Here is a 25,700-nt window from a genome sequence, read left to right as displayed (position 1 = left end):
CCCTGGGCTCAGCGCGCGTGGCAGTCTGCGAGGTGGTCGTTGACGAGCCCGACCGCCTGCATCAGCGCGTACATCGTCGTCGGGCCCACGAACGCGAACCCCTGCTTCTTCAACGCCTTGGACATCGCGATCGACTCGGCGCTGATCGTGGGAATCTCCCCCGACACCTTCGGAGCCGGACCGCGAACGGGTCGGAACCCTTCCAGGAAACCCTGGAGACCGCCGGCGTCACGCAGCGCGATCGTGGCACGTGCATTGGTGATCGCGGCGTCGATCTTGAGTCGGTTGCGCACGATGCCTGCGTCTGCGAGGAGCCGCGCCCGATCGGAGTCGTCGTACGCAGCGACGGCCTGGGCATCGAACCCGGAGAAGGCAGCGCGGAAGTTGTCGCGCTTGTTGAGGATCGTCAACCAGCTAAGCCCGGACTGGAACGCCTCCAGGGTCAACCTCTCGAAGTAGGCACTCTCGCCGACGATCGGTCGGCCCCACTCGGCGTCGTGATATTGCGCATTGACCGGGTGCGTCGCCGCCCACGGGCAGCGCGCCAACTGGTCCTCTCCGATCACTACCGCGCTCATCGCCACATCGTGGCACGTGCCACGATTCGTCCTCGTGACTTCGCTCTTCGATCCACTCGACGTGGGTGCCGTACGCCTGGCCAACCGCGTGCTGATGGCGCCGCTGACCCGGATGCGCGCCAGCCAGCCCGGCGATCTGCCCAACGATCTGATGACGCAGTACTACCGACAGCGCGCCTCCGCCGGGCTGATCATCAGTGAGGGCACGCAGATCTCGACCGAGGGCAAGGGTTATCTCGACACGCCGGGCATCCACTCGATCGAGCAGATCGCCCGGTGGCGGTTGATCACCGACGCGGTGCACGCCGAGGGCGGCCTGATCGCGGCGCAGTTGTGGCACACCGGGCGGGTCAACCACGAGTCGTTGCATGCCGAGGGCGAGTGGCCGGTGTCCGCGTCGGCTGTCGCGGTGCGTACGCGTACGACCATCAGCGACGGCCAAGGCGGTCTCGCGCGAGCCAACGTACCGGTGCCGCGCGCCTTGGCGACGGACGAGATTGCGCGCGTGGTGGCCGACTATGCCCACGCGACAGCCTGTGCGCGCGAGGCCGGCTTCGACCTGGTCGAGATCCACGCCGCGCACGGCTACTTGCTGCACCAGTTCCTGTCGGCCGACAGCAACCACCGCACCGATGCGTACGGCGGATCGCTGGACAACCGACTGCGCCTGCTGTCCGAGGTCGTGGACGCGAGTGTGGCGGCATGGTCAGCCGACCGGGTCGGGGTGCGCTTCTCCCCCGTCGGCTCGTTCAACGGCTTGGAGGATCCAGACGGTGCGGCCACCGGACTTGCGGTCGCCCGCGCGTTGCGCGCTCGCGACCTGGCCTTCCTACATCTCTCCGAGCCGGACTGGGCCGGCGGACCGGTGCTCGACGATGACTATCGCGGCGCGCTGCGCGAGGCGTACGACGGCGTCATCATCGGAGCCGGCAATTACGACGTCGCCAAGGCGCAACGGTTGCTCGACGCGGGCTTCATCGACGCGGCGGCGTTCGGGCGTACGTTCATCGCCAACCCGGATCTCCCCCGGCGGCTGCGCGACGGTCTGCCGCTCAATCCGCAGCGGGTCGAGCGGTTCTACGGCGGGGACGGCACGGGGTACACCGACTACCCGGCGTACGACGCCTAACTCAGCCCCCGTTTTGTCCGCTCAGCCCCCGATTCTCCGGGGGTCGAGCGGACTACAGTGCGCTCAACCCCCGCCCAGGTCCAGGCGTACGCCTCGTCCTCCACCGCCAGCCCGCCCTCGCCCAACTCCAGCGGCGCGAACGTGTCGACCATGACGGCCGACTCGTCGAAGTAGTCAACCCCCAACGACGCCTCGATGGCCGCCGCCAGCGGACCGTGCGCATGCCCGCCGGGGTGCAGTGAGATCGACCCGAGCCCGATGCCCGAGCCCTTGCGCGCCTCGTAGTCGCCCGCGACGTAGAACATCACCTCGTCGGAGTCGACGTTGGAGTGGTAGTAGGGCACCGGGATCGCCAGCTCGTGATAGTCGACCTTGCGCGGCAGGAAATTGCAGATCACGAAGTTGTGGCCCTCGAACACCTGGTGCACCGGCGGCGGCTGATGCACCTTGCCGGTGATCGGCATGTAGTCGTCGATGTTGAAGGTGTACGGGTAGAGGCAGCCGTCCCAGCCGACGACGTCGAAGGGGTGGGTGGCGTACGTCATCCGCGTCCCGACGATGCCGCGTGAGGTGCGGTGCTTGACGTAGACGTCGACGTCCGAGCCCTCCACGACGTGGACCGAAGTCGGCCCGTGCAGGTCGCGCTCGCAGAACGGGGCGTGCTCCAGGAGTTGGCCATAGCGCGACAGGTAGCGCTTCGGCGGCGCAATATGGCTGTTGGCCTCGATCGCATAGAGCCGGGACTGCTCGGCAGGCACCCAGCGGTGGTCGGTCGCACGCGGGATCAGCACATAGTCGCCGCTGCGGTAGGCCAGCACCCCGAAGACCGTCTCGACCGTGCCCGAGCCCGACTCGACGTACACACACTCGTCCCCGATGGCGTTGCGATAGAGGACGCTCGGTTCCGTACTTGTGATGACGTACGCGATTCGCACGTCGTGGTTGCCCAGGATCAGCCGCCGGTCGAGGACCGCGTCCGTACCCGTCTGGAGATCGTGCAGTTTGAGGTGCCGCGGCTTCAGCGGGTGATTGGGCGTCGTGGCCGAGTCAGGCAGCTCCCAGACCTCACTCGCGCGGATCGCCGACGGCACACCGCGGTGATAGAGCAGCGAGGAGTCCGACGAGAACCCCTCCTCTCCCATCAACTCCTCGCGATAGAGGTTGCCGTCGCCATCGCGATGCTGGGTGTGGCGGTGCGGGGGGACGGAGCCGACACTGCGGTAGTAAGCCATACACCCGATCATGCCCCTCGCATGTGGCCCCCGCCACAGCACCCGTTTAATGAATCGCGTACGGACCCGCGCCGGACGTACGCTGCGGGACGCCATGAACGACTTCCCGCCCACCGTCACACAGTTCTGGGCCGAAGATGGCAGAACCGGCGACGACCCCGACACGCGCAGCCCGTGGCGGTTGCTGGCCTGGATGATGCGACGCCAACCGGGCGTGATCGCGCTGTCCTTGGTGTGCGGCCTGTTCTGGTATCTCCCGCTCGCGCTCGGTCCGTGGATCTTCGGTCGCGCGATCGACGACGGCATCTTGGCGGGCGACGCGAGCAACGTGGTCGGCTGGACCCTGCTGCTGTTCGCCTTGACCCTGGTGGCGAACGGGTTCGGCATCCTCAACCACACGCTGGTCGTACGCAGTTGGCTGATCGCGCTCTATGGCACCACCGAACTGGTCACGCGCAAGACCGCGCAGATGGGCCACGTGCTGCCGCGCCGCTCTCCGACGGGCGAAGTGCTCAGCGTGGCCGCGAGCGATTCCGACGAGATCGGCGCGATGACCGAGATCGTCGCGCGAGCCGGCGGTCAGCTGATCGCCTTCGGCCTGGTCGCGAGCATCGTGTTGTCGACGTCACCGAAGTTGGGCCTGCTCGTCCTGATCGCCGCCCCGCTCCTGGCCGGCGTCGCGATGCCCTTCATGAAGCCGCTGCACCGCCGCCAGTCCCTGGAGCGCACCCGCAACTCCGAGCTCACCTCGATGGCGACCGACATCGTCGCCGGGCTGCGGATCCTGCGCGGGATCGGCGGCGAGCGTACGTTCGGCGACAACTACGCCACCCAGTCGCAAAAGGCCAAGGAGGCCGGCATCTCCGCCGGGATCTGGCAGGCGCTGATCGATGCGCTAGGGGTGCTCTTCTCGGGCGTCTTCCTGGTGCTGTTGTTATGGGTCGGCGCTCACGAGGTGCTCGACGGGCGACTCACGGTCGGCGACCTGGTCGCGTTCTTGGGGTACGCGCTGTTCATGGTCACGCCGATCCAGACCTTCTTCGAGTTCGCGCAGAAGATCACCCGCGCGCTGGTATCGGCGCGCAAGGCGATCGCCATCTATGAGCAGGTGCCGCCGTGGGGAGTCTCGACTCCAGACGGGGACTCGACGCCGCTCGACGGCGCCGCTGCCCTGAGCGACGAGGCGAGCGGCCTCAAGATCCGCCCGGGCGAACTCACCATCGTCGTGTGTGCCGTGCCGGAAGAGTCCGCCGCGCTGGCTGACCGGCTGGGCCGCTTCCTGCCGCCGGACACCGATCCGGTCAGCGAGGAGATCGACGACACCCTCAAGGGCGCCGCCGCGCGACGCGAACGCAAGGACCGAGCCGCCCGGCGAGCCGAGATCGCCCAGCGAGACGCCGAGCGCAGCCGCGAGCCGTGGGGCGTACGCCTGGGTGACGTCGACCTGCGTGACGCCTCACTGGAGGACGTACGCCGCACGATCCTCGTGTCCGACACCACCTCCCAGCTCTTCGCGGGCACGCTGCAGCAGGCGATCGATCCGCATCATCGGCTGACCCGACAGCAAGCCGAGGACGTGCTGGAAGTGGCCAGCGCCGAGGACGTCTTCGACGCGTTGCCCGAGGGCTGGCAGGGCCAGCTCGACGAGCGCGGCCGAGGGCTCTCCGGAGGCCAGCGCCAGCGGGTGGTGCTTGCGCGGGCGCTGGCTGTAGACGCGCCGATCCTCGTACTCGTCGAGCCGACGTCGGCCGTGGACGCGCATACCGAGGCCCGGATCGCGCAACGAGTCGCTGCAGCTCGTCAGGGGCGTACGACCGTGGTGTGCACCGTCTCGCCGCTGTGGCTGCACCACGCGGACCGGGTCGTGCTGCTGTCCGAGGGGCGCATTGTGGCCGACGGCAGCCACCACGAGCTGCTGGAGCACGACGCGGCCTACCGATCCGTCGTCGCGCGGGATCTGGAGGACTCGTGATCGACATCCGGGAGGACTCTGCGGCGACGTGGCGAGAGGTCGCGACTCAGCTCGACCCGCCCATCGACCCGCGTCTGATCCCGCCGACGCGCGCCTCCTGGGCGGGCCGCTGGTCCGCGTGGCGGGTGCGCCACCATCTGCGCCGCGAGAATGCCGAGAAGGTGTACGCCGAGTCGCGCAATCCCGTCCGCGGCTGGCCGGTCGCCGAGGACCCGGTGGTCTTCGCGTTCTTCCGCGAGTTGATCGGTCAGCGGAGGTGGCGCTTCACCGAACTCTTCGTCTTCAACCTGCTCGCCGCCGCGGCCTCACTGGTCGTACCTAACCTGCTCGGCACTCTGGTCGACGAGACGATCGCGGGCAAGGCCGCGTCGGTGGACACCCTCGCGTTCGTCGTCGTCGGCGTCGTCTGCGCCCAGGCGCTCTTCCGCTTCCTGGGTCAACGCTCCTCGACGCTCTTCGGCCAGGATCTGCTGGCGACCGCGCGGGAATACGTCGTACGCACGGTGCTGCGCCTGCCTCTGGGTCAGGTCGAGGGTGCCAGCACCGGCGACCTCGTCACCCGCGTCACCCGCGATGTCGGCACGATGAGCCGCTCGGTGCAGTGGGGACTGCCTGCGCTGGTGATCTCGCTGCTGACGGTCTCGCTCAGTGTCGTGGCGATGGTGCTGAACTCGTGGTTCCTGGCCGCGCCCGCCATCGTGATGATCGCGTCGAGCGGGTTCGCCGTACGGTCCTACCTGCAGCGCGCGCCGAAGGGTTACATCACCGAGGGCGCCACCTATTCGCGGATCAACACCACCCTGACCGAGACGGTGGAGGGCGCGCGTACGGTCGAGGCCCTCGGTCTTGCAGATCGTCGGGTGCGGCAAGGCGAGGACGACATCGCGGTCTCGGCGCAGGCCGAGCGTTACACGATGAGCCTGCGCAATCTGCTCTTCGCGATGATCGACTTCGCGTTCAACACTCCGCGAGTGTTGACGCTCGGGTTCGGCGCCTGGGGGTACGCAAACGGGTGGGTCTCGATCGGCCAGATCACCGCAGCCATGCTCTATGTCGAGGCACTCAGCGGGCCCCTGGACCGACTCGTCGGCGAGCTCGATCGCTTGCAGGTCGGTGCGGCCTCCACGTCGCGTCTGCTGGGTATCGCCGAGGTGCCGCCGGACCGGATCGCCGGGTCGGCGAAGCCGTCGTCACCTCACCTCGTGGGGTCGGATTTGCGCTTTGCTTATCGTGCCGACCACGACGTATTGCACGGCGTCGATCTCGAGTTGCGCGACGGCGAGCGGTTGGCGATCGTCGGGCCCTCGGGATCGGGCAAGTCGACTCTGGGTCGCCTGCTGTCCGGGATCAACCGACCGCGTACGGGATCGGTGACCGTCGGCGGTGTCGAGCTCGTCGACCTGCCGCTGGAGACCCTGCGTACCGAGGTCGCGCTGGTCACCCAGGAACACCACGTCTTCATCGGGTCGGTGCGCGACAACATCGTCCTCGCGCGCGAGGACTCGACCGACGAGGACGTATGGGCGGCCCTGCGAGCGGTCGGTGCGGCGGATTGGGTGTCGCGGCTGCCGGAGTCGTTGTTGACGAAGATCGGTTCGGGACAGCAGTCGTTGACACCGGCTCAGGCCCAGCAGATCGCACTGGCGCGGCTGATCATCGCCGACCCGCACACCCTGGTGCTCGACGAGGCAACCTCGTTGATCGACCCGCGTACGGCTCGGACTTTGGAGGGCTCGATGAACGCCCTGCTGTCGGGTCGTACGGTCGTCGCGATCGCGCACCGGCTGCACACCGCACACGACGCCGACCGGATCGCGGTCGTGCTCGACGGCCGGATCGCGGAGTTGGGCTCGCACGACGAGTTGGTCGACCGCGAGGGTGGCGAGTACGCGGCGTTGTGGCGGGCCTGGACGAGCTGAGCCCCCGATTTGTCCGCTAAGCCCCCGGCTCGCCAGGGGTTGAGCGGACCGGAGTCCGCTCGACCACCGGATTGGCGCGGCGCTAACGTGACGAACGTGACCTGGACCCACCTCCTCGACGACGCGGCGATCTTCCCACCGGGCAACGCGGACCTACCCAGCGCGGTCAAGGCATGGTCGGCGCGCACGCAGGAGTGGTACGCCGATCTCGTCGGCTCGTTCGTCATCACCGACACGCGTCTGGGCGAGATCAAGCACAAGAACCTCCCGCTCTCGATTGTGATCACCGGTGGCGCGGGGGCGATCAGCCCAGCCCTCACTCTCGCCAGCAAGCACGGGATGGACGTACGAGCCGTCGAGATCGCGTTGCGCGACCTCGACGACCTGCCCGGCAACGCGCACAGAGTCACCACTGCCGTCGACGCCGCACGTGCGGATTCGCTGCTGGCCGACGCCACCCAGGTCTTCGTCGAGCTCCCCCAGACTTCGACTGAGCACGGCTGGCTGGCGGCAGCCGACGAGGTTGCGGGGGCCGAGTTGCGATTGAAATTCCGCACCGGCGGCACCTCACCCGAGGCCTTCCCGACCGCCGCGACGCTCGCCGGCTGGATCGACGCCGCGCTCGATCGGGAGACGTCGTTCAAGTGCACGGCCGGGCTGCACGACGGGTTGCGCCATCGCGACCCCGAGACCGGTTTCGAGCACCACGGCTTCCTCAACGTACTGCTCGCCACCGACGCACTCTTCGAGGGCGGCAGCGCCGGTGATGCCGCCCAGCTTCTCGACGCACCAGACCCGACCCTTGACGCCGATGCCCTCGCCCGAGGTCGTCGCTGGTTCACCTCGTTCGGGTCCTGCTCGATCCTCGAGCCGCTCGACTCACTGCTCACCCTCGGACTGTTGGAGGCTCCTCAATGAACGCGATGACCACCTGGGTCTCCGGAGCCGCCGGCTCCGGGTTCGACATCGACCACCTGCCGTACGGCGTGTTCGCGCGCAGTGGCGAGCGTCCGCGAGTCGCCGTCCGCATCGGCGACCAGCTGCTCGATCTCACGGTCGTGGCGGCGGCCGACATGCTCGACACCCAGGACCTTTTCGACGAGCCGAGCCTCGACCGCTTCCTTGCTGCCGGTCCTGCCGTGTGGGAGTCCACGCGCGCGTGGATCGTCGGGCTGCTCAGCGACGAGACCGAGCGCGACATCGCCGAGCCCGCACTTTCGCCGGTAGCGGACGTACGCATGCTGATGCCGTTCCACGTCGGTGACTACGTCGACTTCTACGCCTCACTCGACCACGCCACCAACGTCGGGCGGATGTTCCGCCCCGACCAGGAGCCACTGCTGCCCAACTGGCGCCACCTGCCCGTCGGCTATCACGGCCGTGCGGGCACGATCGTGCCGAGCGGGATGCCGGTCGTACGCCCGAACGGACAACGCAAGGCGCCGACCGACGAAGCCCCCACGTTCGGCCCGAGCCGCCGCCTCGACATCGAGGCCGAGCTCGGCTTCGTGATCGGCCAGCACTCAGCCCTCGGCATCCCGGTCAAAGCCGACGAAGCGCTCGACCACATCTTCGGAGTTGTCGGCCTCAACGACTGGAGCGCACGCGACATCCAGGCGTGGGAGTACGTCCCCCTCGGCCCCTTCTTGGGCAAGTCCTTCGCCACCTCGATCTCCGCGTGGGTGACGCCGCTATCCGCGTTGGAGGCAGCGTGGACCGACCTGCCGGGTCAGGACCCACAGCCGCTGCCCTATCTCGCTCCGGGCCAGACCAAGGGGCTCGACATCGACGTCGAGGTCGAACTCAACGGCGAGGTGGTCGCACGCCCGCCGTACGCCTCCATGTACTGGTCGCCCGCCCAGATGCTCGCCCACCTCACCGTCAACGGCGCCTCCACACGGCCCGGCGACCTCTTCGCCTCCGGCACGATCAGCGGCCCCGAACGCGACCAGCGGGGCTCGTTCCTGGAACTCTCCTGGGGCGGCAGCGAGCCGTTCGGCGACGGCCGCACCTTCCTCGAGGACGGTGACACCGTCGTGCTGCGCTATTCGGCGCCCGGTGTGGCCGGTGGTCGACTGACGCTCGGCGAGGTCTCGGGCACGATCGAGCCGGCAAGAGCATGACGCAGTTCGGGCACTATCCGGCGCCCTTGTTCACGATCGCGCATCTCAGCGATCCGCATCTGCTCTCCCCAGGGCGGTTGCAATACGGCGCGATCGACTCCGAGGCGCACCTGCGCCGCACGCTCGACCGGCTGCGGCTGGTCACGCCGACGCCCGACGTACTCGTCTTCACCGGCGACCTGGCCGACCTCGGCGAGCCCGAGGCGTACGCCCGGTTGCGCGCGCTGGTCGAACCTCTCGCCGCAGACTTCGGCGCGCAGGTCGTGTGGACGATGGGCAATCACGACGAGAGGCCGGCCTATTCGCTGGCGCTGTTCGGCGAAGCCAGCGACGCCGCCCAAGACCGCGTCTACGACGTCGAGGGCCTACGGATCGTCGCGCTGGACACGAGCGTGCCGGGATATCACCATGGCGACCTCTCGACCGATCAGCTCGCGTGGCTGGCCGACGTACTCGCCACCCCGGCCGGGCACGGGACGATCCTGGCGATGCACCACCCGCCGATCCCGGTGCCGATGTGTGAGGTGGCGGTGCTGATGGAGTTGCGCAGCCAGGACCGACTGGCCGATGTGTTGGCAGGCACCGACGTACGCGCGATCCTCGCCGGGCACTTCCACTTCGACTCGCACTCGACGTTCGCGGGGATCCCGATAACTGTCGCGTCGGCTAGTTGCTACACCGCTGATCTCGCGCCCGGGCCCGATCTGCTCTTCGCAGGCGTGGAGGCGAATCAGAGCTTCTCGATGGTGCATGTGTACGACGACCGCGTCGTGCACACGATCGTGCCCGTCGCGTCCGGCCCGATCGTGACGCAGACCGAGATGGCGATGCGCGCCCTCGCGGAGACCATCCCGGTCGACGAGCTGCGCGAGCTGGCGTCACGCAAGGACTCGCCACTGCATGTGGGCGAGTGAGCCTCAGACGCCCTCGCGCTCGTTGAACCCCGGATGTACGAACGCCTCGCCGCGCCGCATCTGCTCGATCGCGCCGGGGTGCATCCGGCGCAGGTGATCTAGCCCCTTGCGGCGATAACGCAGGATCTGCGCGACGCCGAAGGCCCAGAACACGTACTGCACGCTCATCGCCACCCGGAAGTCCGCGAGGTCGTACGCCTCCATCCCGGCGGGCTCGCGCAGGTCGAGCACGATCCCGATGGCCGCCATGCAGGCCAGTGCGGCCACGAAGCCTCCGACGTTGACGATCCCGTTGGCTCGCCCGGTCTGCTGCACCGGGGTGAAGGTGCGCGCCAGATCGAAGGCCACCATCGACGCCGGTCCGCCAGTGGCGGTGAGGAACACCGTCAATACCATCAGCCACGCCGGTGCAGGGGTCGTCCGCAGCAGCACCGCCGCCCACGCCAACGCCATCGACGTGACGACGGTGATCACGATCCACGAACGCCAGAACGGGAACCGCCCGACAGCCACTCCGAGCAGGAAGCCGCTCACGGCCGCCCACAAGATCATCGCCATCAGCAACGTCGCCGCCGCCTGCTGTGACCACTCCTGACCTCGCACGAGAAACGGGAATCCCCACAGCATCGCGAACGACGAGACGGCGAAGGGGGCGGTGAAGTGGCTCCACATCCCTAGTCGGGTGCCGGGGTTGCCCCAGACCGTACGCACCGACGCCGCGAGCGCTCGCAATCGCACCTTGACGATCTCGTCGGCGCGGAAAGGCGAGTCCTTGACCACCAGGAGCACTCCGGCGAGCAGGAACAGGCCCAGTGTGGAGGCGAAGGCGAACGTACGCGTCCAGCCGAGTTCGTGCAGCGCCCAGGACAGTGGCGCGGCCGCCGCGATGCCGCCGAGTTGGCCGATCTGGCCGGTCATCTGCGTCACCAGCGCGGACTGTTTCGGCGTGAACCAGATCACCACGAGGCGGATCACGCTGACGAACACCATCGAGTCGCCCGCACCCATCAACGCCCGCGCGCCCACGGCGGCGGGGAATGACGTGACGTACGCGAACGCCAACTGCCCGGCCGTCATCAGCACCAGTCCGGCGATGAGCAGTTTCTTGGAGCCGTAACGATCCAGCAGTACGCCGACCGGCACCTGCATCCCGGCGTACACCGTCAACTGCACCACCGTGAAGAGCGAGAGTTCGGTGGCGGCGATGCCGAAGCGGTCAGCGGCGAGCAACCCGGCCACGCCGAGCGACGACCGGTGGAAGACGGCGAGGCCGTAGACACTCAAGGCGACCACCCAGATCACCCAGGCTCGGCGGCGGCCGATGTCGTGGATCTGCTCGCTCACCGGTGCTCCCTTCCAGCCGGTCGGACGGGCCGGAACGCAACGAGGCCCTCACACGAGGTGAGGGCCTGTGGTGGCAGATGCAGGATTCGAACCTACGAAGCTTCGCGCGGCTGATTTACAGTCAGCTCCCTTTGGCCACTCGGGCAATCTGCCAGTGCAACTGAGCCGTTGGGTTCAGGTGCGAGTGGAAGGATAGCCTCTGGCTTTGCAGAGTACGAAACCGGAGGAACCCATGGCCGACTCGTCGTTCGACATCGTGAGCAAGCTCGACCGCCAGGAGGTCGACAATGCGCTCGGGCAGTGCGCCCGAGAGATCGCGACCAGGTTCGATTTCAAAGGCACCGGCGCCACGATCGAGTGGCAGGGCGAGAAGGCGATCGAGATCTCGGCATCCGCCGACGACCGCGCCAACGCCGTCCTCGATGTCTTCAAGGACAAACTGATCAAGCGCGGCCAGAGCCTGAAGATCCTCGACGCCTCCGAGCCGCGTCAGTCGGGCCAGCAGTCCAAGATCGCCATCGCGCTCAAGGAGGGCATCACCTCCGAAGACGCCAAGAAGGTCGGCAAACTGATCCGCGACGAAGGTCCTAAGGGGGTCAAGGTCCAGGTGCAAGGTGACGAGTTGCGCGTCTCGTCGAAGAAGCGCGACGACCTGCAGGCAGTGCAGCGACTGGTGAAAGAGCAGGATCTCGACTTCGCGGTGCAGTTCACGAATTATCGTTGACCTCCGCAACGACAACGGCCGGGCGGACCCGAAGGGTTCCGCCCGGCCGTGTTCTCAGCCGTGGATCAGTTGGTGTAGCCGATAATGGTCGTGCTGTAAGGCGCGCTGGCGTTGTCGATGTAGTCGATACTGTTGGGCAACGGATCAGTGCCGAGCTCCGAACCGCGGAACCAGGCCCCGTAACGGTACTTCGCGGGGTCGTTGTCGGCGAACCAGGTGACGTCAGCGCCGTACTGCTGCGGCGCAGTCTTGTCCTCGCAGTTGACCTTCGGCTCCATCACGCCGACCTGCACGGTCTGGCCCGGCAGCACCGGCAACCGGAACTGCAATGTGACGGAGAGATAAATGTCGGATTGGGGGTTCATCGAGGAATTCGTCCCGTTCATCACCACGTTGAAGGTGCCGGTCGAGGTGCCGTCCCCGTTGTTCACCCAGGTCGGTCCGGAGAGCACTGGATTGCCGAACATGCCGTCTCCCGCAACCGAGCGGCCGCACGAGTCCCCCGCCTTGCCCAAGGTGAGCGTTTGGTAGTTGGCTGTGTTTGCCGTCGGGACGGTCATCGTGAACTCCCACCACAACGTCACCCCGAGCATGTTGCGATAGCCGCCACCGGGATCCATGTTCGTGGCGTTGTTGAACAGACGCCCGTTGAAGTAGAGCCAACTGGTGAGGCCCTTGGTCGGGTCCCAAGCAGTGTTGTTGCCGTACGGCGCGGAGTAGGTCGGAGCAACGGTCGGGCCACCGTTGACGGCCAGCCAAGGCTTTTCGCCGTTCGATCCGATCGCGGTACAGATGTCGGTGGCCTGCGTGACCAGCATGCAGTCGGCCGGTGTCGACGCGATCGCAGGCGCTGCGGTTGCCAGCGTCACGACTGGCACGGACCAGGCCGCCCCCTTTGCGACGCTGCGTCGAGAAACGTTCATACTCATCTTCTTGATCCACCCATTCTTAGATGCGGCCCCCGCCGCGAATCTCACCGCTCGCCATCGGCGTCGGCACCCATTTTCAGTGAGGGGCGTTGCGCCCCTCAGCCGCGACGTAGGACCCACCCCCAGATTTTGAACGGGATCCCACATCGCGCACTCCTTTACACAGTAGGCGTGAAAGTTGGCTGTGTAAACACGCGTCAGCTCTTCAGTGAGTTTGCTCACTTCCCCGACCGCTGCCGTTCACCTCGTGGACAACTTTCGCCCCCCTGGCGACAACGGGCAGCCGCGAGGCGTGTCTCGCGTCACGCTGGACACCTGTCCAACCCTCGAGTTCGCGGACTATCCTGGGACGTCGCTGCACCGACCCCATCAGGAAGAAGCGTTCTGGCGTGAGCAAGCAGGTCCAACAACTCGATCGTGTGATCATCCGCTTCGCCGGAGACTCCGGCGACGGCATGCAGTTGACCGGTGATCGGTTCACGGCCGAGTCGGCGGCGTTCGGCAACGACCTGGCGACCTTCCCCAACTTCCCCGCCGAGATCCGTGCACCCCAGGGCACCCTGCCCGGTGTCTCCAGCTTCCAGGTGCACTTCGCAAACTACGACGTACTCACTCCCGGCGACGCTCCCGAGGTGCTGGTCGCGATGAACCCGGCAGCTCTGAAGGCCAACCTGCAAGACCTGCGACCCGCCGGCACGATCATCGTCGACACCGCCGACTTCACCACGCGCAACCTCACCAAGGCCGGTTACACCTCCAACCCTCTTGAGGACGACTCGCTCAAGGGCTACTCGGTCCATACGTTCGACCTCACCGGCATGACCATCGAGGCGGTCAAGGAGTTCGGCCTCTCGCGCAAGGACGCCTCGCGCGCGAAGAACATGTTCGCCCTCGGCCTCGTGTCCTGGTTGTACGGTCGCCCGGTCGAGACGACCGAGGAGTTCTTGGCCAAGCGGTTCGCGAAGGTGCCCGACATCCGCGATGCCAACATCACCGCATTCAAGGCCGGCTACTACTTCGGCGAGACCACCGAGACCTTCGCGGTGCAGTACGAAGTGAAGTCCGCGCCGATGGACCCCGGTACCTATCGCAACATCACCGGCAACCTCGCGTTGGCGTACGGCCTGGTCGCCGCCGGCGTGCAGTCGGGCCTGCCGGTCTTCCTCGGCTCCTACCCGATCACCCCGGCCTCCGACATCCTGCACGAACTCAGCAAGCACAAGTCGTTCGGCATCACCACCTTCCAGGCCGAGGACGAGATCGCCGGCATCGGTGCCGCGCTGGGTGCCTCGTTCGCCGGGCACCTCGGTGTCACCACCACCTCCGGCCCCGGCATCGCACTGAAGTCCGAGACCATCGGCCTGGCCGTGATGACCGAACTCCCGCTGCTGATCGTCGACGTGCAGCGTGGCGGTCCCTCCACCGGCCTCCCGACCAAGACCGAGCAGTCCGACCTGTTGCAGGCGATGTTCGGACGCAACGGGGAGGCACCCGTACCCATCGTGGCGCCCCGCTCGCCCGGCGACTGCTTCGACGCGGCGCTGGAGGCGGCGCGCATCGCGGTCACCTACCGCACGCCGGTCATGTTGCTCTCGGACGGTTATCTGGCCAACGGCTCCGAGCCGTGGCGGGTGCCGGAGCAGGGCACGCTGCCGACGATCAACCCGGCCCAGGCCAAGGCCGAGGACTTCGGGGACGGAGAGTTCGAGCCCTACCGCCGCGACCCCGACACCCTCGCACGCCCTTGGGCGGTGCCCGGCACGACCGGTCTGGAGCACCGCATCGGTGGACTGGAGAAGGCCGACCGCACCGGCAATATTTCGTACGACCCTGCCAACCACGACCGGATGGTGCGCTTGCGCCAGTCCAAGGTCGCGCGCATCGCGGAGTCGCTGCCGCCGACCGAGATCGACGACCCGTCGGGCAAGGCCCGGGTGCTGGTGATCGGGTGGGGTTCGACATACGGCCCGATCGGTGGTGGCGTCCGACGCGTACGCCGGGCCGGCTACGACGTCGCGCAGATCCACCTGCGCCACCTCAACCCGCTGCCCAAGGACCTGGGCCACATCCTGCGCCGCTATGACAAGGTGCTGGTGCCCGAGATGAACCTCGGCCAGTTGCGGATGCTGCTGCGCGCCGAATATCTCGTCGACGCGGTCGGCTACAACCAGGTGCGCGGCCTGCCCCTGAAGAGTCACGAACTCGCCCGCACCATCGGCGACCTGGTCTCGGAGGTTGAGGGCATGCCCGTCGATCTCTCCGACGTCATCCACCCCGACACCGAGTCCGTCGAGGACGCGGTGACGATCACGAGCACGAAGGAGGCCTCGTCGCGATGACGACGACCGACCTGAACCTGCCTGGGCTTCGTACGGGCACCGAAAAGATCCCTGCCGCCGACGGCCCCCAGACCGCCAAGGAGTTCACCTCCGACCAAGAGGTGCGCTGGTGCCCAGGCTGCGGTGACTACGCCGTCCTCAAGGCCGTGCAGTCGTTCCTGCCCGACCTCGGACTGCGCCGAGAGAACATTGTGTTCATCTCCGGTATCGGCTGCTCGTCGCGGTTCCCCTACTACCTCGACACCTACGGCATGCACTCGATCCACGGCCGCGCTCCGACGATCGCGACCGGCATCGCGACCGCGCGCGAGGACCTGTCGGTGTGGGTCGTCACCGGTGACGGCGACGCGTTGTCGATCGGGGGCAATCACCTGATCCACGCGCTGCGCCGCAACGTCAACATGACGATCCTGCTCTTCAACAACCGGATCTACGGACTCACCAAGGGTCAGTACTCCCCCACCTCCGAGCCGGGCAAGGTCACCAAGTCGACACCGATGGGTTCGCTGGACAACCCGTTCAACCCCATCTCGCTGGCGCTGGGTGCCGAGGGTTCCTTTGTCGCTCGTACGATCGACTCCGACCGCAAGCACCTCACGTCGGTGCTGTCGGCCGCTGCCGCGCACCGGGGCACGTCGTTCGTGGAGATCTATCAGAACTGCCCGATCTTCAACGACGACGCCTTCGCGGCCGTGAAGTCCCCGGACACCAAGGCCGACGCGATCATCTCGCTCGAACACGGCCAGCCGATCCGCTTCGGCGTCGACGGGGCTCGGGGTCTCGTACGCTCGGCCTCCGGTGGCGTCGAAGTCGTCGACGTGGCCTCCGTCGGCGAGGACGCGATCCTGGTCCACGACGCGCACAACCCCGACCCGACGACGGCGTTCGCGATCTCGCGGCTCACCGATGGCGGCGTACTCAGCCAGGCGCCGATCGGCATCTTCCGGCAGGTGGAGCGCCCGGCGTACGACGACCAGGCGCGCGCACAGATCACCACCGCTCGCGGTGGAGTCGAGGGCGACGACGAGGCGCGGTTGTCGGCGCTGATCACCGGCAGCGACACCTGGACGGTCGTCTAGCACCTAGGGATGCACCCTTCACGGACCGGTTCGGACGGCCGTGAGAATCGGCGCTAGATTTTGCCGGTGTCAAACAGTAGGGCCGGGTTCTTCTTCGGCGTCACGGCGTACGTCTTGTGGGGGCTGTTCCCGCTCTATTGGCCGCTGCTCGAACCCGCCGGGGCTGGCGAGATCCTGGCCCACCGGATCTTCTGGTCCTGCCTGACACTCGCGGTGCTGGTCTTCGCGTTCCGACGCGTACGCCAGTTCCGGGCGATCCTCAGCGACCGGCGTACCTTCCTGCTGCTCGCGCTCGCGGCGTGCGTGGTGAGCCTGAACTGGGGCACCTACATCTGGGCGGTCAACAACGACCGCGTGGTCGAGTCGTCCTTGGGCTACTTCATCAACCCGCTGGTGACAGTGCTGATGGGCATCGTCGTGCTCGGGGAACGGCTGCGGCGCGGTCAGTGGCTCGCGATGGCGATCGCGGCGTCAGCGGTCGTGGTGCTGACGATCGAGTACGGCCACCCGCCCTGGGTGGCGCTGGTGCTGGCGTGCTCGTTCGGGACGTACGGGCTGGCCAAGAAGCTGGCAGGCGTGGACGCCATCGAGTCGATGGCGCTGGAGACGCTGCTGGTCGCGCCGTTCGCCGCGGGGTATCTGGCCTGGCTGGCCTCGCGAGATCAGTCGCATTTCGCCGCGGAGGGCACCGGCCACGTGCTGTTGCTGATGTCGACCGGCATCGTCACCGCCGTGCCGCTGCTGTGCTTCGGCGCGGCAGCCGTCCGCGTCCCGATGGTCACGATCGGGTTGTTGCAATACCTCGCGCCGGTGCTGCAGTTCGCGCTCGGCGTGTTGTGGTTTCGCGAAGACATGCCCGCCGGGCGATGGATCGGGTTCGTCTTGGTGTGGATCGCGCTGATCCTCTTCACCTTCGAGGCGATCCGGCATCGACGACGGCAGTTGCGGCTGGCGGCCGACGCTTCGGCGCTGTGAATTCATCTGCAGGCCACTCCTGATCCGCCAAGTGCTCATCGGCGCTCGTGACGCTGGCGCCATGGCAATCAGAGCCGCACTCAGTCCTGTCGAGATCGAACTTGCGTGGGGTGACCGCGTCCTGCCCGAGGCACCGGCCTTCGACATCCACCGTCAGACGCCCACAGCTGCCGCTGGACAGATCGGACCGCGCTTCGACCGGCTCGCGGAGGTGCCGCTCAACGAGCACAAGCGGATCCTGGTGCTGCGCCACGTCCCGGTGCCGGGTGCGTCGATGTTCGTCGAAGGCGAACTCGACGTGCGCACCCGCGCGAAGGTGGAGATCGCGTCGCAGGGTCTCTCTCTCGTCACCGTGCGCTCAGAAGACGGGGTGTGGCGCCAGCTCAGCCCGCGCAAGGCTCCGTACAACCGTCGCGTCACCGGCAGTACGGTCTGCAAGGTCACCGGGCCGCTCTATGGTCACGCCGAGATTCGTACGAAGGCCGACCCGGGAGGGCGTCGGATCCTCGGTGTTATCGGGCTGACCCGCGGCGGCACGACCCCGTGGTCGACCGTGATCGCGGGCGAGCGGCTGCTCGAACCGCCCGCCTCCTGGGCAACGGCTGACGGGCGTTTCGGTGGAGAACGCGAATCGCAGCGCTTTGGCTGGATGGTCGAGATCGACCCCGTACGCCCCCACTCACGCCCACGCAAGCTCACCATGCTCGGCCGGATGGACCACGCCGAGTCGGCGACCACCCTCAACGACGACGACCGCGTGGTCGTCACCATGGTCGCCTCGGACGGTCAGTGGTTCCGATTCGTGTCCAAGCAGCGCTTCGACGACTCGTCCGGCCCGTTGGCCGCGTCGTACAACCGGCGACTGCTCAGCGCCGGGACCGTCTCAGTGCGTGCCAAGGACGGTTCGTGGGTGCCTCTCACGACCGACCGCGTCTCCGCCGTCCCCGGTCTGCGGGTAGCCGACGTCCTGCTCGACCTCAGCGCCGCCGCGCGGCTGGCGCTCGCCGCACCCCTCTCCGCCTCCGCCTGACCTGTCGCAAGTGCTCCCGCAGACGGCCCTGACCTGTCGCAAGTGCTCGACTTTATGCACAGGTCCAAGCCTCGCGTGGTGCACTTGCGACAGGTGGGCGGGGTTGCGCGGTGCAGACGCGACAGGTCGACGCCCTCGCGCGGAGCAGACGCGACAGGTCAGGCGGTGCGGGTGGCGACCAGGTCGGCGAAGTCTTCCAGCGCCGTACGCACGGGGCCTTCGTCGAGCACCGAGAGCAGCGCCTTGGCCTTCTCCGCCTGGCCGACGACGTACGACCGCGCCTGCGCCATGGCGGGGTGAGCTCGCAAGAGACCCAGCGCTTCGGCGTGCTCGGCGTCGTCGGTGATCGGGCCGGACAGCAGCGACACCAGGCGCGCGTCGGCGGGGTCACCAGACTCGCGCGTGGCCTGCTGCACCATCAGGGTCGGCAGGGTGGGGACGCCCTCGCGCAGATCGGTGCCCGGCGTCTTGCCCGACTCGTCCGACTCCGAGGCGATATCGAGAATGTCGTCGCTGAGTTGGAAGGCCGCGCCGACGATGTCGCCGTACGCCGTCAACGCCTCGACCACCTCGCGCGAGGCACCACCGAACAAAGCGCCATAGTGCGCCGAGGTCGCGATCAGCGAGCCGGTCTTGCCATCCACCACCTCGAGGTAGTGCGCCAATGCGGTCTCCTCGGACGACGGCGGCACCGTCTCCAGGATCTGGCCCTCGACCAGTCGCGCGAACGTCTCGGCCTGGATGCGTACGGCCTCCGGCCCCAGGCCGGCAGTCAACTCCGACGACTTCGCAAAGAGGAAGTCGCCGGTCAGGATCGCCACGTGGTTGTCCCAGCGCGCGTTGGCCGAGTCGGCGCCACGACGCAACTCCGCCTCGTCCATCACGTCGTCGTGATAGAGCGAGCCGATGTGCGTCAGCTCGACCACGCAGGCCGCATCGAGCACCTCGGGATTGTCGGCAGACGGCCCGGCCTCGGCAGCCAGCAACACCAGCAACGGACGGAACCGCTTGCCCCCTGCCTGCAACAGGTGCGAGGCCGCGTCGGTGACGTATTGCGTACGCCCCTGCACGTGGCCGAGCAGCATCTTCTCGACCAACGCCATCCGGTCGTTCAGGCGCTGAGCAAGGCTCGCGTCGCCGATCGGCAACGCGAGCCCAGCGGAAGGAACATCAGCCGTCACCGCAGGAACTCTCCAGCACGGCCGGCGAGGTCGAGCAGCGGACCCGGTACGACGCCCAGCACGAGCGTCAGCGCCGCACAGGTCGCGACCGTGGTGGAGGTCAGCACACTCGGGTAGGTGACGACCGGGCCGTCACCCTCGGGCTCGGAGAAGAACATCAGCACGATGACGCGCACATAGAAGTACGCCGCCGCCATACTCGCCACGATCGCGACGAGCACGACCGGCCAGGCTCCGGCCGACAAGGCCGACGCGAAGACCGCCCACTTGCCGATGAAGCCGGACGTCAACGGGATGCCCGCCATCGCGAGCAGGAAGAACGCCATCACGCCGGCGATGATCGGCGAGACCTTGCCCAGGCCGGCCCAACGCTTCAGCGAGGTGATCTCGCCACTGCCGTCGCGCACCATCGAGACCAGCGCGAACGCGCCCAGCGTCGCGAAGCCGTACGTCGTCAGATAGAACAGCACCGCCTGCAACGAGGTCAGCGAGCCCGGGGTGGTCTGGCTCGCGGCCCGCAAGCCGAGGACACCGGTGAGGATGAACCCGGTGTGCGCCACCGAGGAGTACGCCAGCAGCCGCTTCACGTCGCTTTGGGTCAGCGCCAAGATGGTGCCGACCACCATCGACAGGATCGCCACGATCCACAGCAACGGCTGCCAGGCCCACCGGTCGGCGCCGAAGGCGACGTAGAGCAGGCGCAACATCGCGCCGAACGCCGAGACCTTGGTGGCCGCCGACATGAAGGCGGTCACCGGCAGTCGGCGCACCCTGGTAGACGTCCGGCGTCCACGACGTGGAACGGCACCGCGCCGACCTTGAACAGCAGACCGACGAGCAGCAGCGCCAGACCCATCACCAGCAGCGCCCGGTCGTCGAGGTTGTTCTCGATCGCCACGGCGATCTGACCGAACTCCATGGAGCCCGCGAAGCCGTAGATCAGCGCCGCGCCGTAGAGGAAGAACCCAGACGAGAACGCACCGAGCAGGAAGTACTTCAGGGCGGCTTCCTGGCTCAGCAGGCGCCGACGACGCGCCAGACCGGTGAGCAGGTAGAGCGGCAGGGAGAGCACCTCGAGCGCGACGAACATCGTCAGCAGGTCATTGGCTGCGGGGAAGAGCATCATGCCGCCGACGGCGAAGAGCATCAGCGGGTAGACCTCGGTGTGCTCCAGGCCGGACGTCGACGCCTTGCGTTCGGCCTCGGTGCCGGGAAGGGCCGCTGCTTGGCCCGCGAAGGCGGACACGCCGCCCTCCAGGTGACGCTCGGCGAACAACAGCGCGCCCATCAGCGCCAGGATCAGAATCAGGCCCCACACGAATACGCCCGGACCGTCGATGGCGATCGTGCCCATCGAGCCGATCACGCCGCGCGCGACGACCGCGTCGTCGGCGTTCTTGAGCGGCTCGAGGTCCAGGCCCACCTGGACGGTGCCGACGAGTGCGACGAGCAGGCCGCCCACCGCCAACACCGACTGCGCGAGATAGCGCTGGGCTCGCGGGAGGAACGCCTCCAGGAGCACGCCCAGGCAGGCGACGCCGAAGACGACGAACAGCGGCCAGAGCTTGCCGTACTCCAGCGTCGGCTTGACGAACGTGGGGCCGTCACCTTCGGCGGCGAAGACCGAGGCGAGGCTGACGAGCGCGGTCACTGGTGCGCCCCTTCCTGTGCTGCCTCACCCGCGGGCACGGTGGGGCCGGGTTCGGCCACGCCGACGTGGGTGAGCGTGCTTTCGACGTAGGGATTGATCACGTTGAGCAGCGGCATCGGATAGAACCCGAACACCAGCAACCCGATCAGCAGGGGTGCGACCGCACCGATCTCGCGACCGCCGAGGTCGTGACTCACTGGCTCGAACTCGCGCGGGCCCGTGAAGGTGCGCTGATAGAGCCACAGAATGTAGATCGCCGCCAACACGATCGCCACTACGGCCACCGCGCCGGCCCACCACGCGTGGTCGAAGGCCGCGATCACGACGAGCACCTCGGACACGAACGGCGAGAGGCCCGGCAGGCCACAGGCAGCCAGACCGGCGACCAGCATGAAGCCGGCCAGGATCGGCACCGACTTCTCCAGGCCCGCCATCTGCTTGATCGACGCGGTGCCCGTACGCCGGATCAGGAAGCCTGCCAGCAGGAACAGAGCCGCAGTGCCGATGCCGTGGTTGACCATGTACAAGATCGCGCCCGCGCCGCCGTTGGCGTTGAAGACGAAGATGCCCAGCACGATGAAACCGAAGTGCGACAGCGAGGTCAGACCGATCAGGCGCAGTACGTCGTCCTGGCCGATCGCGACGAGCGCGCCATAGATGATCGAGATCAAGGCGAGCACGACGACCACCGGGGTGGCCCACTTCGACGCCTCGGGGAAGAGCCCCAGGCAGAAGCGCAGCATCCCGAAGGTGCCGATCTTGTCGAGGATGCAGACCAGCAGCACCGACACTCCGGTCGACGCCTTCTGAGTGGTGTCGGCCAGCCAGGTGTGCACCGGGAACATCGGCGCCTTGATCGCGAACGCGATGAAGAACCCGGCGAAGAGCCACTTCTCGACCGTCGGGTCGAGGGTGAGCTGCGAGAGATCGGTGAGCAGATAGGACGCCGACCCGGTCTTGCTCGCCTGGACGTACAGCCCGATCACCGACAGCAGCATGATCAGACCGCCGGCGAGCTGATAGATCAGGAACTTCACCGCGGCCCGCGAGCGGCCTTCGCGGCCGAAGCCCGCGATCAGGAAGTACGCCGGGATCAGCGTCGCCTCGAAGACGACGTAGAAGAGGAACACGTCAGTCGCGGTGAAGACCGCCAGCGACATCGCTTCGAGCGCCAGGGTCCACGCCACGAAGGACCTAGGACCGGCAGACCCGTCCTCCTCGGCGTCCGGCCAGGCTGCGAGCAGCACGAGCGGGATGAGTACGACGGTCAGCAGCACCATCAGCAGCCCGAGGCCGTCGAGGCCGAGCGCGTAGTGGATGCCGAGCGGAGCGATCCAGTCGACGTCCTCGACCAGTTGCAGGCCCTCACCTCCGGTCTTGAACTGGGTCGCCGCGACGACGGCCAGCACCAGGGTCAGCACGGAAGCGCCCAAGCCGATGGCCTTGGCGCTGTTGCGCGGCGCGAACGCAGTGACCACGGCGCCGACGAGCGGCACCAGGATCAGCACGGTCAGCCAGGGAAAGTCGGTCATGCGAAGTTCACCGCCAAAACAGCCACGAGCAGCAGCAGCACGCCGCTGAGCACGGAAAGGGCATAGGAGCGTACGTAGCCGTTCTGGACCCGGCGTACGAAGTGCGACAACCCGCCGAGCGTGCCGGCGCTCTTCTCGACCACGCCGTCGATCACGTGGTTGTCCATCCCGGTCAGGGTCGCGACGGTAACCCGGCCAGGACCGACGACGACACCTTCGTTGATCGCGTCGCCGAACAGGTCGGCACGTGCGGCGCGGGTGAGCACCGAGACGTTCTGCGGAGCGACGCGCGGTACGTCACGCTTGCCGACCAGGAACCACGCGAGGGTGACTCCCACGGCGACCACCGCGACGGCCAGCAGCGTGACCACGATCGGAGCGAGCGGGGGCTCGTGGTGCGGCGCGGTGCCGACCACGGGGGCCAGGAACTCCACGATCCAGTTGCCCATCAGCATCAGACCGCCGAGCACCGACAACGCCGCAAGCACGATCAGCGGGATCGTCATCACCTTGGGCGACTCGTGCGGGTGCACGTCCTTCTCCCAACGCTTCTCGGTGAAGAAGGTCATCAGCATCAGCCGGGTCATGTAGAAGCCGGTGATGCCCGCACCCAAAAGTGCGCACAGGCCAATGATCCAGTTGTCGGCCAGAGCGGTCTCGATGATCTTGTCCTTGGACCAGAAGCCGGAGAAGCCGGGGAATCCGATGATCGCGAGATACCCCATCGCGAACGTCAAGAACGTGACCGGCATCGCCTTTTGCAAAGCCCCGTAATGACGCATGTCGACGTCGTCGTTCATCCCGTGCATCACCGAGCCGGCGCCCAGGAACATGTTGGCCTTGAAGAAGCCGTGCGTCAGCAGGTGGAAGATCGCGAAGGCATAGCCATAGACCCCGAGGCCCGCGGCCAGCATCATGTAGCCGATCTGGCTCATCGTGGAGCCTGCCAGCACCTTCTTGATGTCGTCCTTGGCGCAACCGATCACCGCACCCCACAGCAGGGTGACCGTACCGACGATGACGACGGCGGTCTGCGCGGTCGACGCGTTCTCGAAGATGAAGTTCGAGCGCGTCACGAGGTAGACACCCGCGGTGACCATGGTCGCCGCGTGGATCAGCGCCGACACCGGGGTCGGGCCCTCCATCGCGTCGAGCAGCCAGGCCTGCAACGGGACCTGGGCGGACTTGCCGCAGGCGCCGAGCAGGAGCAGCAGGCCGATCGCGTTCAGCGTGTTGTGCGACGCCTCTCCCGCGACCGCCGACACGCCCTCGAACGACGTGGTCCCGAACGTCACGAACATCAGCGAGATCGCCAGCACCAGCCCGATGTCACCGACACGGTTGATCACGAACGCCTTCTTGGCCGCCGCTGCGGCGGAGTCCTTGTGCTGCCAGAAGCCGATCAACAGGTAGGACGCCAGGCCGACACCCTCCCAGCCCAGGAACAGGCCGAGGTAGTTGGCCGACAACACCAAGGTGAGCATGGCGGCGACGAAGAGGTTGAGGTAGCCGAAGAACCGGCGCCGACGCGGGTCGTGCTCCATGTAGCCCACCGAATAGAGGTGGATCAGGGAGCCGACACCGGTGATCAGCAGCAGGAACAGCGCGGCCAGCGGGTCGTACAACAGGTCCATGCCGACGGTGAAGCTCGGCGTCTCGAACCAGGTGAACAGGTGCTGGCCGATCTGCCGGTCGCCTGCGTCACGGCCGAGGAGCGCGAAGAACAACGCCAGCGAGAGTACGAACGAGCCGGCCGCCATAGCAGTGCCGATCCAGTGCCCGACCTTGTCGAGCGCACCCTTGGCGAAGGCACCGCCGACCAGCAGGATCAGCGCACCCAGCGCGGGCAGCGCGATGATCAGCCACAGCAGCGCGAAGATGCCGTCAGCGCCGGCGGGGTGGACGACGGGCACCTCGTGCGCGCCGCCTTCCAAGAACAGGTTTGTCATCTTTGGACCCCTCAGAACTTCAACAGGCTCACGTCGTCGACAGAAGCCGTACGACGGGTCCGGAAGATGGTCATGATGATCGCCAGACCGACCACGACCTCAGCGGCGGCGACGACCATCACGAAGAAGGCCGCGATCTGTCCGTCGAGGTTGCCGTGCTGGCGGGCGAAGGTCACCAGCGCGAGGTTGCACGCGTTGAGCATCAGCTCGACGCTCATGAAGACGACGATCGCGTTGCGTCGGGTGAGCACACCCACGCTGCCGATCGTGAACAGGATCGCCGAGAGGATCACACAGTGCATCGTCACTGGACGTCCTCCTCCGTGGTTGCCGGGGCACTCGTACGACCTGACGGGCTCGGGTAGGAGCCGTCCTCGCCGATCTGCTCGCTGATCTCCTCGATGTCCTCGGCCATGGCGGGCGCCGAACGGACGGTGCCGCGCGCGGCCAGGACCCGGGACACCGAGGTGGGTGCTGCGGTGCCGTCGGGCAGCAGCGCCGGTGTGTCGACCGCGTTGTGGCGGGCGAAGACGCCGGGCGAGGGCAGCGGTCCGAGCGGCTTGCCGGACTCGGCGTAGTCGCGCATCCGGCCCATCGCGAGCTCGCGCTGGCCGAGTTTGGACTCCAGGCGCTCACGGTGTGCGAGCACCATGGCGCCGAGCGCGGCGGTGATCAGCAGGGCCGAGGTGACTTCGAAGGCGAAGATCCACTTCGAGAACAGCACGTTGGCGATCTCTTGGACGTTGCCCCCTGCGTTGGCGTCGGTGAGGCCGGTCGCGGCGCCGAGCGTGACCTGAGCCAGCCCCAGGATCAACAGGATGCCCAGCAGCAGGCCACCGATGATCGACAGCACCCGTTGGCCGGGGATCGTCTCGATAACCGAGTCGGACGCGTCCACGCCGACGAGCATCAGCACGAAGAGGAACAGCATCAAGATCGCACCGGTGTAGACGATGATCTGCACGGCGAACAGGAAGGGCGCCTCCAGCGAGGCGTACAGCACGGCCAGGCTGATCATCACCACGGCCAGGAGCAGGGCCGCGTGCACGGCCTTGCGTACGAACAAGATGCCCAGGGCGGCGGCCACCATCAGCGGTGCC

At 67.3% G+C, this 25,700-nt stretch carries 20 protein-coding genes, 1 tRNA gene and 1 pseudogene; 11 read left to right on the top strand and 11 right to left on the bottom strand.

Annotated elements, in window-relative coordinates; genetic code table 11:
* Window positions 1-8: 8 nt before the first annotated feature.
* Window positions 9-578 (bottom strand): DNA-3-methyladenine glycosylase I, encoded by a 570-nt coding sequence (locus tag V9G04_01765; GenBank protein MEI2712038.1) that lies wholly within the window; start codon window positions 576-578, stop codon window positions 9-11.
* Between the two features lie 34 nt (window positions 579-612).
* Between V9G04_01765 and nemA the strand changes: the two genes are divergently transcribed.
* Window positions 613-1,707: an N-ethylmaleimide reductase gene (gene nemA, locus V9G04_01760; protein MEI2712037.1), complete on the top strand. Its 1,095-nt coding sequence runs from the start codon at window positions 613-615 to the stop codon at window positions 1,705-1,707.
* Here the strand turns inward: nemA and V9G04_01755 are convergent.
* Complete coding sequence (locus V9G04_01755) at window positions 1,704-2,939, bottom strand: homogentisate 1,2-dioxygenase domain-containing protein (protein MEI2712036.1); 1,236 nt, start codon at window positions 2,937-2,939, stop codon at window positions 1,704-1,706. The genes nemA and V9G04_01755 overlap by 4 nt on opposite strands.
* A gap of 49 nt (window positions 2,940-2,988) precedes the next feature.
* Here V9G04_01755 and V9G04_01750 point away from each other — a divergent pair, with 49 nt between their 5' ends.
* From V9G04_01750 to V9G04_01730, 5 genes are all read left to right on the top strand, one after another.
* Window positions 2,989-4,911 carry an ABC transporter ATP-binding protein gene (locus tag V9G04_01750; GenBank protein MEI2712035.1) on the top strand — a complete coding sequence of 641 codons (1,923 nt, stop codon included), beginning with the start codon at window positions 2,989-2,991 and terminating at the stop codon, window positions 4,909-4,911.
* Window positions 4,908-6,830, top strand: coding sequence for an ABC transporter ATP-binding protein (locus V9G04_01745; GenBank protein ID MEI2712034.1), 1,923 nt, complete (start codon window positions 4,908-4,910; stop codon window positions 6,828-6,830). The genes V9G04_01750 and V9G04_01745 overlap by 4 nt, the downstream gene beginning before the upstream one ends.
* A gap of 96 nt (window positions 6,831-6,926) precedes the next feature.
* Entirely contained in the window at window positions 6,927-7,748 is an 822-nt protein-coding gene (locus V9G04_01740; protein MEI2712033.1) for a hypothetical protein, read from the top strand.
* Window positions 7,745-8,953, top strand: a complete 1,209-nt coding sequence (gene fahA, locus V9G04_01735; GenBank protein ID MEI2712032.1) for a fumarylacetoacetase — start codon at window positions 7,745-7,747, stop codon at window positions 8,951-8,953. The genes V9G04_01740 and fahA overlap by 4 nt, the downstream gene beginning before the upstream one ends.
* Entirely contained in the window at window positions 8,950-9,867 is a 918-nt protein-coding gene (locus tag V9G04_01730) for a metallophosphoesterase (GenBank protein MEI2712031.1), read from the top strand. The genes fahA and V9G04_01730 overlap by 4 nt, the downstream gene beginning before the upstream one ends.
* 3 nt (window positions 9,868-9,870) lie before the next feature.
* Here V9G04_01730 and V9G04_01725 read toward each other — a convergent pair whose 3' ends face one another.
* Both V9G04_01725 and V9G04_01720 read right to left on the bottom strand, forming a co-directional pair.
* Window positions 9,871-11,211 carry an MFS transporter gene (locus tag V9G04_01725; protein ID MEI2712030.1) on the bottom strand — a complete coding sequence of 447 codons (1,341 nt, stop codon included), beginning with the start codon at window positions 11,209-11,211 and terminating at the stop codon, window positions 9,871-9,873.
* A gap of 68 nt (window positions 11,212-11,279) precedes the next feature.
* Window positions 11,280-11,364, bottom strand: a tRNA-Tyr gene (locus tag V9G04_01720).
* Between the two features lie 79 nt (window positions 11,365-11,443).
* Here V9G04_01720 and V9G04_01715 point away from each other — a divergent pair.
* Window positions 11,444-11,935 carry a YajQ family cyclic di-GMP-binding protein gene (locus V9G04_01715; protein ID MEI2712029.1) on the top strand — a complete coding sequence of 164 codons (492 nt, stop codon included), beginning with the start codon at window positions 11,444-11,446 and terminating at the stop codon, window positions 11,933-11,935.
* 65 nt (window positions 11,936-12,000) lie between these two features.
* Here the strand turns inward: V9G04_01715 and V9G04_01710 are convergent, their stop codons facing one another.
* Complete coding sequence (locus V9G04_01710) at window positions 12,001-12,864, bottom strand: hypothetical protein (GenBank protein MEI2712028.1); 864 nt, start codon at window positions 12,862-12,864, stop codon at window positions 12,001-12,003.
* Between the two features lie 389 nt (window positions 12,865-13,253).
* On the opposite strand from V9G04_01710, the gene V9G04_01705 reads away from it, so the two are divergent.
* The 4 genes from V9G04_01705 to V9G04_01690 all read left to right on the top strand — a co-directional run bounded on the left by V9G04_01705 (window position 13,254) and on the right by V9G04_01690 (window position 18,287).
* Window positions 13,254-15,203, top strand: coding sequence for a 2-oxoacid:acceptor oxidoreductase subunit alpha (locus tag V9G04_01705; GenBank protein MEI2712027.1), 1,950 nt, complete (start codon window positions 13,254-13,256; stop codon window positions 15,201-15,203).
* On the top strand, window positions 15,200-16,282 hold the full coding sequence (locus tag V9G04_01700) for a 2-oxoacid:ferredoxin oxidoreductase subunit beta (GenBank protein MEI2712026.1): 1,083 nt from the start codon (window positions 15,200-15,202) through the stop codon (window positions 16,280-16,282). The genes V9G04_01705 and V9G04_01700 overlap by 4 nt, the downstream gene beginning before the upstream one ends.
* Before the next feature lie 66 nt (window positions 16,283-16,348).
* Complete coding sequence (rarD, locus tag V9G04_01695) at window positions 16,349-17,257, top strand: EamA family transporter RarD (protein MEI2712025.1); 909 nt, start codon at window positions 16,349-16,351, stop codon at window positions 17,255-17,257.
* A gap of 61 nt (window positions 17,258-17,318) precedes the next feature.
* Window positions 17,319-18,287 (top strand): alkaline phosphatase PhoX, encoded by a 969-nt coding sequence (locus V9G04_01690; GenBank protein MEI2712024.1) that lies wholly within the window; start codon window positions 17,319-17,321, stop codon window positions 18,285-18,287.
* A 158-nt stretch (window positions 18,288-18,445) separates the two neighbouring features.
* Here the strand turns inward: V9G04_01690 and V9G04_01685 are convergent, their stop codons facing one another.
* From V9G04_01685 to V9G04_01660, 6 genes and pseudogenes are all read right to left on the bottom strand, one after another.
* Complete coding sequence (locus tag V9G04_01685) at window positions 18,446-19,390, bottom strand: polyprenyl synthetase family protein (protein ID MEI2712023.1); 945 nt, start codon at window positions 19,388-19,390, stop codon at window positions 18,446-18,448.
* Between the two features lie 74 nt (window positions 19,391-19,464).
* Window positions 19,465-21,047, bottom strand: a pseudogene (gene nuoN, locus V9G04_01680) (NADH-quinone oxidoreductase subunit NuoN).
* 68 nt (window positions 21,048-21,115) lie between these two features.
* Complete coding sequence (locus V9G04_01675; GenBank protein MEI2712022.1) at window positions 21,116-22,651, bottom strand: NADH-quinone oxidoreductase subunit M; 1,536 nt, start codon at window positions 22,649-22,651, stop codon at window positions 21,116-21,118.
* Window positions 22,648-24,600, bottom strand: coding sequence for an NADH-quinone oxidoreductase subunit L (gene nuoL, locus V9G04_01670; protein ID MEI2712021.1), 1,953 nt, complete (start codon window positions 24,598-24,600; stop codon window positions 22,648-22,650). The genes V9G04_01675 and nuoL overlap by 4 nt, the downstream gene beginning before the upstream one ends.
* A gap of 11 nt (window positions 24,601-24,611) precedes the next feature.
* Complete coding sequence (nuoK, locus tag V9G04_01665; GenBank protein ID MEI2712020.1) at window positions 24,612-24,902, bottom strand: NADH-quinone oxidoreductase subunit NuoK; 291 nt, start codon at window positions 24,900-24,902, stop codon at window positions 24,612-24,614.
* Window positions 24,903-24,904: 2 nt separating this feature from the next.
* A complete protein-coding gene (locus V9G04_01660) occupies window positions 24,905-25,690 on the bottom strand; it encodes an NADH-quinone oxidoreductase subunit J (GenBank protein MEI2712019.1) in 786 nt (261 codons plus the stop codon).
* Window positions 25,691-25,700: the final 10 nt, after the last annotated feature.

The organism is Nocardioides sp., assembly GCA_037045645.1.
Taxonomy (GTDB): Bacteria; Actinomycetota; Actinomycetes; order Propionibacteriales; family Nocardioidaceae; genus Nocardioides.
This window is presented reverse-complemented; position numbering and strand designations above follow the sequence as displayed.